The organism is Pseudomonas sp. CP-1, from assembly GCF_021213715.1.
GTDB lineage: Bacteria > Pseudomonadota > Gammaproteobacteria > Pseudomonadales > Pseudomonadaceae > Pseudomonas > Pseudomonas aeruginosa.
Map to the genome: position 1 here is coordinate 740,726 of NZ_JAJQKY010000001.1, position 15,867 is coordinate 756,592.

Annotated in this window: 16 protein-coding genes; 15 read left to right on the forward strand and 1 reads right to left on the reverse strand. The window is 66.7% G+C overall.

Annotated elements, in window-relative coordinates; all coding sequences use genetic code 11:
- Position 1: 1 nt before the first annotated feature.
- The gene (locus LT948_RS03510; protein WP_003083037.1) at positions 2-589 is read right to left on the reverse strand and encodes a UPF0149 family protein; all 588 of its coding nucleotides are present in this window, start codon (positions 587-589) and stop codon (positions 2-4) included.
- Between the two features lie 187 nt (positions 590-776).
- Between LT948_RS03510 and LT948_RS03515 the strand changes: the two genes are divergently transcribed.
- From LT948_RS03515 to fliA, 15 genes are all read left to right on the forward strand, one after another.
- Entirely contained in the window at positions 777-2,060 is a 1,284-nt protein-coding gene (locus LT948_RS03515; protein ID WP_033939376.1) for a flagellar hook-length control protein FliK, read from the forward strand.
- 243 nt (positions 2,061-2,303) lie between these two features.
- On the forward strand, positions 2,304-2,825 hold the full coding sequence (fliL, locus tag LT948_RS03520) for a flagellar basal body-associated protein FliL (protein ID WP_003083042.1): 522 nt from the start codon (positions 2,304-2,306) through the stop codon (positions 2,823-2,825).
- 7 nt (positions 2,826-2,832) lie between these two features.
- Complete coding sequence (gene fliM / locus LT948_RS03525; RefSeq protein ID WP_003083045.1) at positions 2,833-3,804, forward strand: flagellar motor switch protein FliM; 972 nt, start codon at positions 2,833-2,835, stop codon at positions 3,802-3,804.
- A gap of 27 nt (positions 3,805-3,831) precedes the next feature.
- On the forward strand, positions 3,832-4,305 hold the full coding sequence (gene fliN, locus LT948_RS03530; protein WP_003083049.1) for a flagellar motor switch protein FliN: 474 nt from the start codon (positions 3,832-3,834) through the stop codon (positions 4,303-4,305).
- Between the two features lies 1 nt (position 4,306).
- On the forward strand, positions 4,307-4,759 hold the full coding sequence (gene fliO / locus LT948_RS03535) for a flagellar biosynthetic protein FliO (RefSeq protein ID WP_003083051.1): 453 nt from the start codon (positions 4,307-4,309) through the stop codon (positions 4,757-4,759).
- Positions 4,756-5,523, forward strand: coding sequence for a flagellar type III secretion system pore protein FliP (gene fliP, locus LT948_RS03540; RefSeq protein WP_003083052.1), 768 nt, complete (start codon positions 4,756-4,758; stop codon positions 5,521-5,523). The genes fliO and fliP overlap by 4 nt, the downstream gene beginning before the upstream one ends.
- 44 nt (positions 5,524-5,567) lie before the next feature.
- Positions 5,568-5,837: a flagellar biosynthesis protein FliQ gene (gene fliQ / locus LT948_RS03545; RefSeq protein ID WP_003083053.1), complete on the forward strand. Its 270-nt coding sequence runs from the start codon at positions 5,568-5,570 to the stop codon at positions 5,835-5,837.
- On the forward strand, positions 5,837-6,613 hold the full coding sequence (gene fliR, locus LT948_RS03550) for a flagellar biosynthetic protein FliR (RefSeq protein WP_003133221.1): 777 nt from the start codon (positions 5,837-5,839) through the stop codon (positions 6,611-6,613). Before fliQ ends, fliR begins: the two co-directional genes overlap by 1 nt.
- A gap of 2 nt (positions 6,614-6,615) precedes the next feature.
- Positions 6,616-7,752 carry a flagellar biosynthesis protein FlhB gene (flhB, locus tag LT948_RS03555; protein WP_003083056.1) on the forward strand — a complete coding sequence of 379 codons (1,137 nt, stop codon included), beginning with the start codon at positions 6,616-6,618 and terminating at the stop codon, positions 7,750-7,752.
- A 72-nt stretch (positions 7,753-7,824) separates the two neighbouring features.
- The gene (locus tag LT948_RS03560; protein WP_024947708.1) at positions 7,825-9,087 is read left to right on the forward strand and encodes a TPM domain-containing protein; all 1,263 of its coding nucleotides are present in this window, start codon (positions 7,825-7,827) and stop codon (positions 9,085-9,087) included.
- Positions 9,088-9,119: 32 nt separating this feature from the next.
- On the forward strand, positions 9,120-10,469 hold the full coding sequence (locus tag LT948_RS03565; protein WP_103119338.1) for a TPM domain-containing protein: 1,350 nt from the start codon (positions 9,120-9,122) through the stop codon (positions 10,467-10,469).
- A gap of 139 nt (positions 10,470-10,608) precedes the next feature.
- Entirely contained in the window at positions 10,609-12,732 is a 2,124-nt protein-coding gene (gene flhA, locus LT948_RS03570; protein WP_058133112.1) for a flagellar biosynthesis protein FlhA, read from the forward strand.
- Between the two features lie 83 nt (positions 12,733-12,815).
- Positions 12,816-14,105: a flagellar biosynthesis protein FlhF gene (gene flhF / locus LT948_RS03575; RefSeq protein WP_003087102.1), complete on the forward strand. Its 1,290-nt coding sequence runs from the start codon at positions 12,816-12,818 to the stop codon at positions 14,103-14,105.
- Positions 14,106-14,243: 138 nt separating this feature from the next.
- Positions 14,244-15,086, forward strand: coding sequence for a flagellar synthesis regulator FleN (gene fleN / locus LT948_RS03580; protein WP_003083064.1), 843 nt, complete (start codon positions 14,244-14,246; stop codon positions 15,084-15,086).
- Positions 15,083-15,826, forward strand: coding sequence for an RNA polymerase sigma factor FliA (gene fliA, locus LT948_RS03585; RefSeq protein ID WP_003083070.1), 744 nt, complete (start codon positions 15,083-15,085; stop codon positions 15,824-15,826). The genes fleN and fliA overlap by 4 nt, the downstream gene beginning before the upstream one ends.
- Positions 15,827-15,867 lie beyond the last annotated feature (41 nt).

The window sequence follows — 15,867 nt, forward strand, 5'->3', positions numbered from 1 at the left end:
CTTAGTGCGTGCGCGGCTTGAGCAGGGCGGGCTTTTCTTCCGGCGCCTGGCAGAGCAGGAACAGGTTGGTCAGCAGGTCGGGAATCTGCGCGACCATGTCGTCCACCAGGTGGCGGTCGCGGGCGATCTCGTCGAACTCGGGCTGCTCGTCGAACAGGCCGGAGCCGACCATGATCGGCAGCAGCAACTCGCTGACTTCCTCCTCGGCCTGCTCGAACCAGACTTCCTCGCGAAGGAACACGCCTTCCATGAAGCCGATGCACCAGCCGCGCAGGTCGGAGTCGTCCGGCTCGTCGCCGAGGTCGAGGTCGCAGGGCAGCTCGAGGTCTTCGTCGCTGGCCAGCACGCGGGTGATGTGCGCCTTGAGCTGCTCGAGGGAAGTCTCGATCTCCTGGCGCTCCTCATCGCTGCGGTAGTGCGGCGGTTCGGCGAACAGGGCGTCGATCCACTCCCGCTCCGGCACCTGCTCCGGGCAGATGGAGAGGGCGGTCAGGTAGCCGTGGGTCGCCACGTAGTCCAGCGCTTCTTCGTGCAGGTCATCGGCATCGAGGAAGGCTTGCAGACGGGACAGTTTTTCGGCGAAGGACATCAGGGTACTACCTCGGGAGGGATGCGGCTCTGGATTGTAGTCCAGACGGGACCTGCGGGCAAAGCGAGCGTGCCTGCTGCGGCGCCCTGGCGAGCGTTTCACGGAGGCTCTCGGCGAAGTTGGCCCGGACCTTGCTCCATCCCTTGCGCAAGCCACGACGCAATCCCTTCGCAAATGGAGAATTCCCATGGCCGTCGCCCCTGGTGTGTTGTTGCCGCCGACGCCTGATGTAAAGCCCAAGGCCGCTGCGCCGAAGAGCCAGCAGAAAACGCCTGAGCCCAGTAACGACAAGACTTCCAGCTTCTCCGACATGTATGCCAAGGAGACCGCGAAGAAGCCCGCCGAGCGCGCCGACGGTCCCTCCAAGGGTTCGCGGGACAAGCCGCGGGACGCCGGCAAGGAGGCTGCCGAGGCGCAGCCGACGGATGCCGCCGGGCAACCGGCCGTTGCCGAAGACGGCAAGCCTTTGCCGGCCGACGGCCAGGCCAAGGCCGACGGCGAAGATAAAGTCGAAACGCCGGTCGATCCGCTGCAACTGCTCGGCCTCGGCGGCGCCGTGCCGATGCTCGACGAGAATACCCAGGCGACTTTGCTGCCGCCGGCCGTGCCGACGGCTAGCAGTGCTCCGGCCAGCCTGACCGAAGCCAGCAGCGACCCGACCCTGGTCAAGCTCAACGGCGTTCCGGCAGTGAACATGGCCTTGGAGCAGGGTGCCCAGGACGCCGCGCAGGCGGCGAAAGGCGGGCCGGCGAAGAGCGCCGATCCGCGCCAGGCGAACCTCGGCGATGCCCTTGCCAGCCTGACTTCCGACTCCTTGCCCAAGGCCGTCGACGGCAAGGCGCTCGAGGCCCAGTTGCAGCAGACCGCCGAGCCGGCCATCGCCAGCGCCGCCTCCGAGAGCCTGCTGGAGAGCAAGGCGGAGCCGCGCGGCGAGCCTTTCGCGGCCAAGCTCAACGGGCTGACCCAGGCCATGGCGCAGCAGGCCCTGACCAACCGTCCGGTGAACGGTACGGTGCCCGGCCAGCCGGTGGCGATACAGCAGAACGGCTGGAGCGAGGCGGTGGTGGACCGGGTGATGTGGATGTCCAGCCAGAACCTGAAGTCGGCGGAGATCCAGCTCGACCCGGCCGAGCTGGGACGCCTGGACGTGCGCATCCACATGACCGCCGACCAGACCCAGGTGACCTTCGCCAGCCCCAACGCCGGCGTTCGCGACGCCCTGGAAAGCCAGATGCACCGGCTGCGCGACATGTTCAGCCAGCAGGGCATGAACCAGCTCGACGTGAACGTCTCCGACCAGTCGCTGGCGCGGGGCTGGCAGGGCCAGCAGCAGGGCGAGGGCGGATCGGCGCGCGGACGCGGCTTTGCCGGCGAGGCCTCGGGCGATGAGGAAACCCTTGCCGGAGTCAGCGAGATCCGCAGCCGGCCGGGTTCCTCGGCGGCGCGCGGTCTGGTCGACTACTACGCCTGAGGCGAACGACTGCATTTCCCCTTTGGGCCTCCTGCGGGAGGCCTTTCTTTTTCCGGAGCGGGCGATTTCGCAAAAGACGGGGATGATTTCCTGTGGCCAGGCTGTAATATCCGCGCCGTCTATCATCTCGGACAGCATTCCGGGGCTGGCCCCAGGGGGCGGGGCGGCGTTGCAGAAATGGCACAACCCTTGCTCTGCCCCTGTGAAACCCTTCATTTGACGCTATAGCGACGGATTTTTGGCATGGCTAAGAAAGAGGCGACACCCGCCGACGCGGGGGCTCCGAGCGGCGGCAAGAGCAAGCTGAAGCTGATCCTGCTGATCGTGGTCGGCCTGCTGCTGGCGATCGGCCTGTCGGTGGGCGGCACCTGGTTCTTCCTCAGCAAGTCGCTGAAGGCCGAGAAGACCGAGGAAGTCGCCAGCGAGGCGGCGAAGCCGGGCAAGCAGCCGGCGCTCTACGAGATCCTGGCGCCGGCCTTCGTCGTCAACTTCAACCAGAACGGCCGGCAGCGCTACATGCAGGTCGGCGTCGCGTTGATGGGGCGCGACAAGGCGCAGATGGACGCATTGCGCGAGCACATGCCGCTGGTTCGCAATAAACTGGTGATGCTGTTCTCGAGTCAGAGTTTCGACTCGCTGGTGACGCCGGTGGGCAAGGAAATGCTCCGCCAGCAGGCGACCGCCGGATTGCAGGAACTGGCCAAGAAGGAAACCGGCCAACTGGCTATCGAACAAGTGTTGTTCACCAATTTCGTGCTGCAGTAGGTATCCCATGGCCGTGCAAGATCTGCTTTCCCAGGATGAAATCGACGCGCTGTTGCACGGCGTCGACGATGGCCTGGTGGAAACCGAAGTCGAGGCGACGCCGGGATCGGTCAAGTCCTATGACCTGACCAGCCAGGACCGCATCGTCCGGGGCCGCATGCCGACCCTGGAGATGATCAACGAGCGTTTCGCCCGCTACACCCGCATCAGCATGTTCAACCTGCTGCGCCGTTCGGCCGACGTCGCGGTCGGCGGCGTGCAGGTGATGAAGTTCGGCGAGTACGTGCACTCGCTGTACGTTCCCACCAGCCTCAACCTGGTGAAGATGAAGCCGCTGCGCGGCACCGCGCTGTTCATCCTCGACGCCAAGCTGGTGTTCAAGCTGGTGGACAACTTCTTCGGCGGCGACGGCCGCCACGCCAAGATCGAGGGCCGCGAGTTCACCCCGACCGAACTGCGGGTGGTGCGGATGGTGCTGGAGCAGGCCTTCGTCGATCTGAAGGAAGCCTGGCAGGCGGTGCTGGAGATGAACTTCGAGTACGTCAACTCGGAGGTCAACCCAGCCATGGCCAACATCGTCAGTCCCAGCGAGGTGGTGGTGGTCTCCACCTTCCACATCGAACTGGACGGCGGTGGCGGCGACCTGCACATCACCATGCCCTATTCGATGATCGAGCCGATCCGCGAGATGCTCGACGCCGGTTTCCAGTCCGACCACGACGACCAGGACGAGCGCTGGATCAAGGCCCTGCGCGAGGACGTGCTGGACGTCCAGGTACCGCTCGGCGCCACCGTGGTCCGCCGCCAGCTCAAGCTGCGCGACATCCTGCACATGCAGCCGGGCGACGTGATCCCGGTGGAGATGCCGGAACACATGGTGATGCGCGCCAACGGCGTGCCCGCCTTCAAGGTCAAGCTGGGCGCCCACAAGGGCAACCTGGCGCTACAGATTCTCGAAGCGGTCGAGCGCTCGCGCTGACCGCTTCCCCCGGAGGAAAGACGAACCATGGCAGACGAAGAAAAAGTGACCACCGAGGAACAGGCACTGGCCGACGAGTGGGCGGCGGCGCTGGCCGAGGCGGGCGACGCCAGCCAGGACGACATCGATGCGCTGATGGCCCAGGGCGGCGCGACTCCCGTGGCGGAGCCGAGTACCCCGCGGGCGCCGATGGAAGAGTTCGGCGCTTCGCCGAAGGCACCGACCATTTCCGGCCTGGAGGGGCCCAACCTGGATGTGATTCTGGACATCCCGGTGACCATTTCCATGGAGGTCGGGCATACCGACATCAGCATCCGCAACCTGCTGCAGCTCAACCAGGGGTCGGTGATCGAACTCGATCGCCTGGCCGGCGAGCCGCTGGACGTACTGGTCAACGGCACCCTGATCGCCCACGGCGAGGTGGTGGTGGTGAACGAGAAGTTCGGCATCCGCCTGACCGACGTGATCAGTCCCAGCGAACGCATCAAGAAGCTGCGCTGACATGCGTCGCTACCTGTTCGCCGGCTTCCTGCCGGCACTCGCCTCGCTGAGCGCGCCGCTGTGCGCCGCGGAGGGGACGACGGGTGCCGCCGCGCCGACGGTGGGCGCCGCTTCCGGCGCCGCCGCGCAACTGGCCCAACTGGTGCTCGGCCTGGGCCTGGTGATCGGCCTGATCTTCCTGCTCGCCTGGCTGGTGCGCCGGGTGCAACAGGCCGGTCCGCGCGGCAACCGCTTGATCCGCACCCTTGCCAGTCAGCCGCTGGGTCCGCGCGACCGGCTGGTGCTGGTGCAGGTCGGCGAGGAGCAGATCCTGCTCGGCCTGACGCCCGGCCGGATCACGCCGCTGCACGTGCTCAAGGAGCCGGTACACCTGCCGGACGGCGAGCCGGCCACGCCGGAATTCGCCCAGCGCCTGCTGGAGCTGCTGAACAAGGACCCCAAGGGTAAGCCATGACTCCGCGCATCTCCCTGGCCGGCGCGCTCGCCGCGCTCTGCCTCCTGCTGCTGGCGCCGTGGCCGGCGCTGGCCGCCGACCCGACATCGATCTCGGCGATCACCGTGACCACCAACGGCCAGGGCCAGCAGGAGTATTCGGTCAGCCTGCAGATCCTGCTGATCATGACCGCGCTGAGCTTCATCCCGGCGTTCGTCATGCTGATGACCAGCTTCACCCGGATCATCATCGTCTTCTCCATCCTGCGCCAGGCGCTGGGCCTGCAATCGACGCCGTCGAACCAGGTGCTGGTGGGGCTGGCGCTGTTCCTGACCATGTTCGTCATGGCCCCGGTGTTCGACAAGATCAACAGCCAGGCCCTGCAGCCCTACCTGAACGAGCAGATTCCCGCCCAGGAAGCCCTGCAAAAGGCCGAGGTACCGCTGAAGGCGTTCATGCTGGCGCAGACTCGCACCTCCGACCTGGAGCTGTTCGTGCGCCTGTCCAAGCGCACCGACATCGGCAGCCCGGAGGCGACGCCGCTGACCATCCTGGTCCCGGCCTTCGTCACGTCCGAGCTGAAGACCGCGTTCCAGATCGGCTTCATGATCTTCATCCCGTTCCTGATCATCGACCTGGTGGTGTCCAGCGTGCTGATGGCGATGGGCATGATGATGCTGTCGCCGCTGATCATTTCCCTGCCGTTCAAGATCATGCTGTTCGTCCTGGTGGATGGCTGGGCGCTGATCATCGGGACGCTGGCGGGCAGTTTCGGCACCGTCTAGCGGTGCCGCCGGCTTGACGCGCCGCTGGCGCGCTGGAGAGAGACATGACCCCTGAGGTGGCACTCGACCTGTTCCGCGAGGCGTTGTGGCTGACGGCGATGATCGTCGGCGTGCTGGTGGTTCCGAGCCTGCTGGTCGGTCTCGTGGTGGCGATGTTCCAGGCCGCCACCCAGATCAACGAACAGACCCTGAGCTTCCTGCCGCGCCTGATGGTGATCCTGCTCACCCTGATCGTGCTGGGCCCCTGGCTGCTGCGGCAGCTGATGGAATACACCCAGACGCTGATCGGCAACATCCCGCTGCTGATCGGCTGATGCTGGAGCTGACCAACGCACAGATCGGCGGCTGGATCGCCAGCTTCGTGCTGCCGCTGTTCCGGGTCGCGGCGCTGCTGATGACCATGCCGGTGATCGGCACCCAGCTGGTGCCGGTGCGGGTGCGCCTCTACCTGGCGCTGGGCGTCTGCGTGGTGCTGGTGCCGAACCTGCCGCCGATGCCGCAGGTGGACGCGCTGAGCATGAAGGCCATGCTGCTGATCGGCGAGCAGATCCTGGTCGGCGCCTTGCTCGGCTTTTCCCTGCAGTTGCTGTTCCACGCCTTCGTGATCGCCGGGCAGATCATCTCGATGCAGATGGGCCTGGGCTTCGCTTCCATGGTCGACCCGGCCAACGGCGTCTCGGTGCCGGTGCTCGGCCAGTTCTTCACCATGCTGGTGACGCTGCTGTTCCTGGCGATGAACGGCCACCTGGTAGTGTTCGAGGTGATCGCCGAGAGCTTCGTCACCCTGCCGGTGGGCGAGGGCCTGAGCGGCAACCATTTCTGGATCATCGCCGGCAAGCTCGGCTGGGTGATGGGCGCGGCACTGCTGCTGGCGCTGCCGGCGATCACCGCGCTGCTGGTGGTGAACCTCGCCTTCGGCGCCATGACCCGCGCGGCGCCGCAGCTGAACATCTTCTCCATCGGCTTTCCGTTGACCCTGGTGCTGGGCCTGGTGATCCTCTGGATCGGCACCGCCGACCTGCTCAGCCAGTACCAGGTGCTGGCCGGCGAGGCCCTGCAATTCCTCCGTGAACTGGTGCGGGCGAGGTAGCCATGGCCGAGAGCGAGAGCGGGCAGGACAAGACAGAGGAACCCACGGAGAAACGCCGCCGCGAGGCGCGCGAGAAAGGGCAGTTGCCGCGTTCGCGGGAGCTGAACACCCTGGCCATCCTCATGGCCGGCGCCGGCGGCCTGCTGATCTACGGCGCCGACCTGGCGGGCGCCCTGTTGCGCCTGATGCGCAGCAATTTCGAGCTGTCCCGGGAAACCGCGATGAATACCGAGAGCATGCTGCAATTGCTCGGCGCTTCGGCCTACCTGGCGGCCCAGGGGCTCTGGCCGATCCTGCTGATGCTGCTGGTGGCGGCGATCGTCGGGCCGATCGCCCTCGGCGGCTGGCTGTTCTCGATGGACGCCCTGCAACCCAAGTTCAGCCGGCTCAACCCGCTGTCGGGACTGAAACGGATGTTTTCCGCCAAGTCGCTGCTCGAACTGAGCAAGGCGCTGATCAAGTTCCTGGTGGTGCTGGCGGTGGCCCTGCTGGTGCTCTCCGCCGACCGCGACGCCCTCCTGGCGCTGGCGCACCAGCCGCTCGAGCAGGCGATCCTGCACAGCGTGCGGGTGGTCGGCTGGAGCGCCTTCTGGATGGCCTGCAGCCTGCTGCTGATCGCCGCGGTGGACGTGCCCTACCAGATCTGGGACAACCGCCAGAAGCTGCTGATGACCAAGCAGGAAGTCCGCGACGAATACAAGGACTCCGAGGGCAAGCCCGAGGTCAAGTCGAAGATCCGCCAGATGCAGCGCGAGATGGCGCAGAGACGGATGATGGCGGCGGTGCCGGAGGCCGACGTGGTGATCACCAACCCGACCCACTTCGCCGTAGCCCTGAAGTACGACCCGGCGGGCGGCGGGGCGCCGCTGCTGCTGGCCAAGGGCAACGATTTCCTGGCCCTGAAGATCCGCGAGGTGGCCCAGGAGCACAAGGTGATGGTCATGGAGTCGCCGGCGCTGGCGCGAGCGGTGTACTACTCCACCGAGCTGGACCAGGAGATTCCCGCCGGGCTCTATCTCGCCGTGGCCCAGGTACTGGCCTATGTCTACCAGCTCAAGCAGTACCAGGCCGGCAAGGGCAAGCGGCCGAGCCCGTTGAAGGACCTGCCGATCCCGCCGGACCTGCGTCGCGACGAGTGACCGGGCTGGAGCTGCGCGCCGCGCTGTGGCAGCCTTGGCCGGTACCCGCTCGGGATGAGAGCTTTGCCGTTCATGGATCGAACCCTGTCTGATCGTATTTTCCCGCCTGTCCTCCTGTTGCTCGCCCTGGCCTGGCTGCTGCCCTGGATGCCTGTGCACGCCGAAGCGCCGGCGGAATGGGTCGCCTTGCCCCTGTCGGAGCGGGTGGTGGATGCCACCCACACGCTGGACGAGGCGACGCGCCAACGCTTGGTGGAGAAGCTCGAGGCGCTGGAGCGGCGACGCGGTGCGCAGATCGCGGTGGTGATGCTGCCGACTACCGGTACCCTCGATATCGAAGCCTTCTCCGACAAGTTGTTCCAGGCCTGGAAGCTCGGCCGCAAGGCGGTCGACGACGGTCTGCTGCTGGTGGTGGCCAAGGATGACCGGCGCATGCGCATCGAGGTCGGCTACGGCCTGGAGGGTGCGGTGCCCGATGTGGTCGCCGGACGGATCATTCGCGAGCGGATGGCTCCGGCGTTCCGCGAGGGCGACTATGCCGGCGGGATCGAGGCCGCGGTGGACGAGCTGATCCGCCTGGTCGACGGCGAAACGCTGCCGGCGGCTGCGTCGTCGTCGGGTACGCCGGAGGTCTCGCTGGGGCCATTGCCGGCGGAAGCCTGGGCGCTGCTGGTCGCTTTCATCTACGGAGCGCTGGCCGGAGTGCTGTTGAGTGCCCGGGCGCTGCGCTGGCCCTGGCTGCTCGGCGGAGCGCTGCTCTGCTGGCTGCTGGGCACGCTGGCCGGCGCTTCCGGCGAGTGGATGAGCGTTCTGTTGGTGGCTCCGCTGTGCATGCTGGTCGGCGGCGCGACCTTCGGCGCGCTGTGGACGGTGCGCCCGGCCTTCTACCTGGTGATCGGCGTACTGGTCTATGTAGCCCTGCTCGGGCTGGCGGCGCATTGGTTCAGCGCGGTGTCCTTCATCTACGGCCTGCTGTGGCCGGCCGGGGTGCTGATGCTGGCGCTTCTCTGCTGGTCGAACTACCGCCTGATGCGCTCGCTATGGCGCGAGCGGCGGAAAAGTTTCCACCGCCGACTGTGGGCGTTGCTGGCGGCCTACCTGCTGCTCGGATTGCTGTCCGGTGGTCTGGACGCACCGCTGGTCTGGCTGGCCCTGCTACCGTTCCAGCTCATGCTCGGGCTGCTGGTGTTCGGCCAGGTACGCCTGAGTGGGGGTGGTGGAGGCTCGTCGGGAAGCTCCGGCGGCGGTTCCTCCTCCTCTTCCTCCTCGTCGTCCGGCGGCTTTTCCGGGGGCGGTGGTTCCAGCGGCGGAGGCGGTGCCTCGGGCAGTTGGTAATGGGTTCCCGTTCATTTCATTCGGAGACAAGGATGTCTGCAATCACGCGTTATCTCGCCATGCTTCGGCTGTTCGGCATGCTGCTCTGCGCCGCCGCGATTCCCTCCGTTGCCACCGCGACGGTGCCGGTCACCGTCGCGGTGGCAGCGTCCGATGTCGAGGAGGAGGCCGTGGAGGCATCGGCGGTCGGCGCCGAGGCCGAGGCAGCGCGCGATGCGGGCTACGAGTCCGCGGAGGTTCCAGCGCTGGCGCGGCGGGTGACCGACCTTACCGCGACCCTCGACGCCGCCGAGCGTGCCCGCCTGGAAGCTTCGCTGGCCGCGCTGGAGGCCCGGAAGGGTGCCCAGGTAGCGATCCTGATGGTGCCCAGCACCTATCCGGACAGCATCGAGGCCTATGCGACGCGGGTCTTCGAGGCGTGGAAGCTGGGGCGCAAGGGGATCGATGACGGCGTCCTGGTGCTGGTGGCGAAGGACGATCGGCGCATGCGCATCGAAGTCGGTTATGGCCTGGAAGGAACGATCACCGACATCGATGCCGGGCGGATCATCCGCGAATACATGACCCCTGCGTTCCGTCAGCAAGACTACGCCGGCGGCCTGGAAGCGGCGGCGCAGCGCCTGGTACGACTGATCGACGGCGAGGCGTTGCCGCCGCCGCGCGACCCGCTGGAGCCCGGCGCGGTACGGCAGACCCTGGCTATCGCATTCCTGCTCGGCGCTCTCGGCGGGGTGGCGCTGCTGGTACGCCCGCGCGCCTGGTACTGGACCCTGGGGGCGGTAGTGGCGCTCGCTGCGGCGTTGGCACTGGGGCGGCACTGGCCGGTAGGGGCGATGGTGGCGCTGGCGGAGATGGTGGCGGTCCTGGGCGTCGGCTTCGGCGCGTTGCTCAAGTATTCGCGCGGCGCCCGCTGGTTCTTCGCCATTCTTGTGCTCTATGCGCTGGGGCTGTTCTGGGCCTACGGCCGTTATGGCCTGCCGGTGCTTCATTACGGATTGGCCGTGCCGCTTTCGCTGGGGCTGACCCTGCTGATGCTGGCCGGTGCCTGGCAGGGGCTGCGCAGAGGACGGCGCTGGGCCTACCTGCCGGGCCTGCTCGGCCTGCTGCTGACCCTGGCCCTGGAGTGCCTGCTGTTGCTGGTGGACGACCCGCTGAACAGCATCGAGGCGTTGATCATCCTGCCCGCCGCTTGCCTGCCGCTGCTCATCGGTTGCAATTTCAGCGCCGGCGGCTCGGGGGGAGGGCGTCGGCGCGGCGGCGATTACGCTAGCTCATCGGGTTCCTCGTCTTCCTCGTCGTCGAGTTCGTCCAGTTCGTCTTCGGACTCGTTCTCCGGCGGCGGAGGCTCGAGTGGCGGTGGTGGCGCCTCCGGCAGTTGGTGATTGGCGAAAACCCTTTTTCAATCAATGAATTGAAAAGTTGGAACAGTTCCTGCAGTGACCCGCCCGACGCGCATTCCGGCGTCAAAAGTTTGTTCGGCGCCCACCTACGGGCGCCATACGCAGGGCAGGGGAGTCGAGAGTGGATCGCACGCAACTGATCAGCAATGTGCGCAGCAACCTGGCGGGACTGGGGCGCGGCAGCCTCGGCGTGCCGGTCCTGCTGCTGGCCATGCTGGCGATGATGACCCTGCCGATCCCGCCATTCCTGCTGGACGTGCTGTTCACCTTCAACATCGCCCTGTCCATCGTCGTCCTGCTGGTCTGCGTGTACGCCCTGCGGCCGCTGGACTTCGCCGTGTTCCCGACCATCCTGCTGGTGGCGACCCTGTTGCGCTTGGCGCTGAACGTTGCCTCGACCCGCGTGGTGCTGCTCCACGGCCACGACGGCCATGGCGCCGCGGGCAAGGTGATCCAGGCCTTCGGCGAAGTGGTGATCGGCGGCAACTACGTGGTCGGGGTGGTGGTGTTCGCGATCCTCATGATCATCAACTTCGTGGTGGTGACCAAGGGCGCCGGGCGGATTTCCGAAGTCAGCGCGCGCTTCACCCTGGATGCCATGCCCGGCAAGCAGATGGCCATCGACGCTGACCTCAACGCCGGCCTGATCGAGCAGGAGGAAGCCAAGAAGCGCCGCAACGAGGTGGCCCAGGAGGCCGACTTCTACGGTTCGATGGACGGTGCCAGCAAGTTCGTCCGCGGTGACGCCATCGCCGGCCTGCTGATTCTCTTCATCAACCTGATCGGCGGCGTCGCCATCGGCATGATCCAGCATTCGATGTCCTTCGGCGACGCCGGCAAGGTCTACGCCCTGCTGACCATCGGTGACGGCCTGGTGGCACAACTGCCGTCGCTGCTGCTGTCGACCGCGGCGGCGATCATGGTGACGCGGGTCTCCAGTTCCGAGGACATGGGCCAGCAGGTCAACCGGCAGATGTTCGCCTCGCCCAAGGCGCTGGCGATTTCCGCGGCGATCCTGATCGCCATGGGCGCCGTGCCGGGCATGCCGCACGTTTCCTTCATCGGCCTCGGCGCCCTGGCCGGTGCTGCCGCCTACTGGATCTGGCACCGGCAGAACAAGGCCAAGCAGGTCGCCGAGCAGGAGGTGCAGCGCCAGCAGGAGCTGCTGCCGGCGCAGCGCGCCCAGGAGGTCAAGGAACTGGGCTGGGATGATGTCACCCCGGTGGACATGGTCGGCCTGGAAGTCGGCTACCGGCTGATCCCGCTGGTCGACCGCAACCAGGGCGGGCAACTGCTGGCGCGAATCAAGGGCGTACGCAAGAAGCTGTCCCAGGAGCTGGGCTTCCTGATGCCCTCGGTGCACATCCGCGACAACCTCGACCTGCTGCCCAACGCCTACCGCCTGACCCTGATGGGGGTCAGCGTGGCCGAAGCGGAGATCTATCCCGATCGCGAGCTGGCGATCAACCCCGGCCAGGTATTCGGCAGCCTCAACGGCATCGCCGGCAAGGACCCGGCCTTCGGCCTGGAGGCGGTATGGATCGAGCCCGGCCAGCGCGACCAGGCGCAGTCGCTGGGCTACACCGTGGTGGATGCGAGCACCGTGGTCGCCACTCACCTGAACCAGGTGCTGCACAAGCACGCCCACGAGCTGCTGGGCCATGAAGAAGTGCAGCAGCTCCTGCAATTGCTCGCGCGCAGCTCGCCGAAGCTGGCGGAAGAGCTAGTGCCGGGGCTGATTTCCCTGTCCACCCTGCTCAAGGTCCTGCAGGCGCTGCTCCAGGAGCAGGTGCCGGTGCGCGACATCCGTACCATCGCCGAGGCCATCGCCAACGTCGCTCCACGGAGTCAAGATCCCGGCGCGATGGTCGCCGCGGTTCGCGTCGCGTTGTCCCGCGCAATCGTGCAAAGCATTGTCGGGCTTGAGCCGGAGCTGCCTGTGATCACGCTCGAGCCGAGGTTGGAACAGATTTTGCTGAACAGCATGCAGAAGGCCGGACAAGGCTCCGAGGACGGCATGTTGCTGGAGCCGGGGATGGCCGAGAAGCTGCAACGCTCGCTGATCGAGAGCGCGCAACGCCAGGAGATGCTCGGTAAGCCGGCGATCCTGCTGGTTGCCGGACCGATCCGCTCGATGATGTCGCGCTTCGCGCGGATGGCGGTGCCCAGCATGCATGTGCTGGCCTACCAGGAAATCCCGGACAACAAGCAAGTCACCATCGTCGCGACGGTGGGGCAGAACTGAACGAGGGCTGCGCCGGCTCCAGGGCCGGCACACCGGGCAACCTGAGGTTGCCGGCAAGACTACTGAACTGAGGGGTTCGGGCAATGCAAGTCAAACGCTTCTTCGCCGCCGATATGCGCCAGGCCATGAAACTGGTCCGCGACGAACTGGGTCCGGACGCCGCGATTCTCGGCAACCGCCGGGTCGCCGGCGGCATCGAGCTGACCGCGGCGCTGGATTACCAGGCCCCGCCGGCGCCGAGCAAGCCCAACCCGGCGCTGGAAGTGGAGCTGCGCAAGACCCAGGCGCGGATCGCCGAGGCGCGCGCCGAGTTGACGGCGCGTCCGGCGGAAAACCAGCGCAAGGACCGTCAATTGTTCGCCGAGGAGAAGCCGGCGCGTCCGTCCCTGGCCGAGTCCATGACGGCGGCGCAGGCCAAGCCCCAGGCGGGCGGCCAGACCCTCGAGGCAATGCGTTTCGAACTGAACGGCCTGCGCGAGCTGATCGAGGTACAACTGGGTTCCATCGCCTGGGGCCAGTTGCAGCACCAGCGTCCGCAGCAGGCCAATCTCTGGCGGCGCCTGCAGCGCATGGGCTTGCCGGCGGAGCTGAGCAAGCCGTTGCTGGAGCGGGTCGCCGCGGTGGGCGATACGCGCCAGGCCTGGCGCATGCTGTTGGCGCACCTGTCGCGTGCCGTGCAGACCCCCGAGCAGGACCCGCTCGACGCGGGCGGCGTACTGGCCCTGGTCGGCCCGGCAGGCGCCGGCAAGACCACCACCCTGGCGAAGATGGCCGCGCGCTACGTCCTCAAGTACGGCGCCCAGAGCCTGGCGCTGGTGAGCATGGACAGCTACCGGATCGGCGCCCAGGAGCAGATCAAGACCCTCGGTCGGATCCTCAACGTACCGGTGACCCTGGTCGATCCCGGCCAGTCGCTGATCCAGGCCCTGGCGCCGCTGGCGCGCAAACGCATGGTGCTGATCGATACCGCCGGCCTGCCGGCCAGCGACCCGGCATTGCGCATGCAGCTCGAGGCACTGGCGTCGCCGAGCCTGAACGTGAAGAATTACCTGGTGATGGCCACCACCAGCCAGAGCCAGGTGCTCAAGTCGGCCTACCAGACCTATCGGCACTGCGGGCTGGCGGGTTGCATCCTGACTAAGCTGGACGAGGCGGGCAGCCTCGGTGAATCGATGGCGCTGGCTATCGCCCAGCGTCTCCCGGTAGCCTATCTGGCGGATGGGCCGCGGATTCCGGACGACCTGCAGGTGGCGCGCAGTCACCAACTGGTCAGCCGGGCGGTGAGCCTGCAGGCACCGGAAGAGCCCAGCGAGGACGCCATGGCCGAGATGTTCGCCGGGCTCTACCAGCAACCGGCGCGGCGTGCCGGCTGAGGACGTGGGAAGAACCGCGCGTGGCGCGGGTGACGGAAGCGAAGGTGGCTTCCGCCGGGCCGGGAGCGATGGCGCATCGTTCCCGCCAATACCGGAGAGCGCTGGAAGGGGCGTTCCGGGAAGACGACAACACAAGGTATGAAGCAGATGGGTAGCATGCATCCCGTACAGGTGATCGCAGTAACTGGCGGCAAGGGCGGCGTCGGCAAGACCAATGTGTCGGTGAACCTGGCACTGGCTCTGGCCGATCTCGGCCGTCGCGTCATGCTGCTGGATGCCGACCTCGGCCTGGCCAACGTCGACGTCCTGCTGGGACTCACGCCCAAGCGCACCCTGGCCGACGTGATCGAGGGACGCTGCGAACTGCGCGATGTCCTCCTCCTCGGTCCCGGTGGCGTGCGCATCGTTCCCGCGGCCTCCGGCACGCAGAGCATGGTGCACCTCTCGCCGATGCAGCATGCGGGGCTGATCCAGGCGTTCAGCGATATCAGCGACAACCTCGATGTCCTGGTCGTCGACACTGCCGCCGGAATCGGCGATTCGGTGGTCAGTTTCGTCCGCGCCGCGCAGGAGGTGCTGCTGGTCGTCTGCGACGAGCCGACCTCGATCACCGATGCCTACGCCCTGATCAAGCTGCTCAACCGCGACCACGGCATGACCCGCTTCCGGGTCCTGGCCAACATGGCCCACAGCCCGCAGGAAGGACGCAACCTGTTCGCCAAACTGACCAAGGTCACTGACCGTTTCCTCGACGTCGCACTACAGTATGTAGGTGTCATCCCTTACGACGAGTCGGTACGCAAGGCCGTGCAGAAACAGCGAGCCGTATACGAGGCATTCCCCCGCTCGAAGGCGTCCCTGGCCTTCAAGGCGGTCGCGCAGAAGGTCGACAGCTGGCCGCTGCCGGCCAACCCGCGCGGGCACCTGGAGTTCTTCGTCGAACGACTGGTCCAACACCCCGCGACAGGTTCGGCCGTATGACAGCGGCCTCTGGAGTGCGTATGTATAGCAAGGCGCAAGCGCAGAACTCCCAGGAGCAACTGATCCAGCGTTACGCACCACTGGTCAAGCGCATCGCCTATCACCTGCTCGGCCGCCTGCCGGCCAGCGTGCAGGTGGAGGACCTGATGCAGGCCGGCATGATCGGCCTGCTCGAGGCCGCGAAGAAATACGACGCCGGCAAGGGCGCCAGCTTCGAGACCTATGCCGGCATCCGCATCCGCGGGGCCATGCTCGACGAGGTCCGCAAGGGCGACTGGGCGCCGCGTTCGGTGCACCGCAACACGCGCATGGTGACCGACGCGATCCGCGCGATCGAGGCGAGAACCGGACGCGACGCTAAAGATCACGAAGTTGCTGCCGAACTCCAATTGAGCCTCGAAGATTACTACGGCATCCTCAGCGACACGCAGGGCAGCCGCCTGTACAGCTTCGACGACCTGTTGCAGGACGGCGAACATGGATTGCCGGAAGACACCAGCCTCAGTCACAACGAACCGATCCACGGCCTGCTCGACGAACGTTTTCAGGCGGCCCTGGCGGATGCCATCGCCAAGTTGCCGGAGCGCGAGCGCCTGGTGCTGGCGTTGTATTACGACGAGGAACTCAACCTCAAGGAGATCGGCGAGGTACTGGGCGTCAGCGAATCGCGGGTCAGCCAGTTGCACAGCCAGTGCGCCGCGCGTTTGCGTGCGCGCCTGGCCGATTGGCGGTCGGCCTGAACCGGCCTCGACCGCAGCTTGTAACCGTTAACGCAAAAGAA

Coding starts and splice junctions, on each gene's coding strand:
- LT948_RS03510 (WP_003083037.1), bottom strand. CDS start 589: ATGTCCTTCGCCGAAAAACTGTCCCGTCTGCAAGCCTTCCTCGATGCC.
- LT948_RS03515 (WP_033939376.1), top strand. CDS start 777: ATGGCCGTCGCCCCTGGTGTGTTGTTGCCGCCGACGCCTGATGTAAAG.
- fliL (WP_003083042.1), top strand. CDS start 2,304: ATGGCTAAGAAAGAGGCGACACCCGCCGACGCGGGGGCTCCGAGCGGC.
- fliM (WP_003083045.1), top strand. CDS start 2,833: ATGGCCGTGCAAGATCTGCTTTCCCAGGATGAAATCGACGCGCTGTTG.
- fliN (WP_003083049.1), top strand. CDS start 3,832: ATGGCAGACGAAGAAAAAGTGACCACCGAGGAACAGGCACTGGCCGAC.
- fliO (WP_003083051.1), top strand. CDS start 4,307: ATGCGTCGCTACCTGTTCGCCGGCTTCCTGCCGGCACTCGCCTCGCTG.
- fliP (WP_003083052.1), top strand. CDS start 4,756: ATGACTCCGCGCATCTCCCTGGCCGGCGCGCTCGCCGCGCTCTGCCTC.
- fliQ (WP_003083053.1), top strand. CDS start 5,568: ATGACCCCTGAGGTGGCACTCGACCTGTTCCGCGAGGCGTTGTGGCTG.
- fliR (WP_003133221.1), top strand. CDS start 5,837: ATGCTGGAGCTGACCAACGCACAGATCGGCGGCTGGATCGCCAGCTTC.
- flhB (WP_003083056.1), top strand. CDS start 6,616: ATGGCCGAGAGCGAGAGCGGGCAGGACAAGACAGAGGAACCCACGGAG.
- LT948_RS03560 (WP_024947708.1), top strand. CDS start 7,825: ATGGATCGAACCCTGTCTGATCGTATTTTCCCGCCTGTCCTCCTGTTG.
- LT948_RS03565 (WP_103119338.1), top strand. CDS start 9,120: ATGTCTGCAATCACGCGTTATCTCGCCATGCTTCGGCTGTTCGGCATG.
- flhF (WP_003087102.1), top strand. CDS start 12,816: ATGCAAGTCAAACGCTTCTTCGCCGCCGATATGCGCCAGGCCATGAAA.
- fleN (WP_003083064.1), top strand. CDS start 14,244: ATGAAGCAGATGGGTAGCATGCATCCCGTACAGGTGATCGCAGTAACT.
- fliA (WP_003083070.1), top strand. CDS start 15,083: ATGACAGCGGCCTCTGGAGTGCGTATGTATAGCAAGGCGCAAGCGCAG.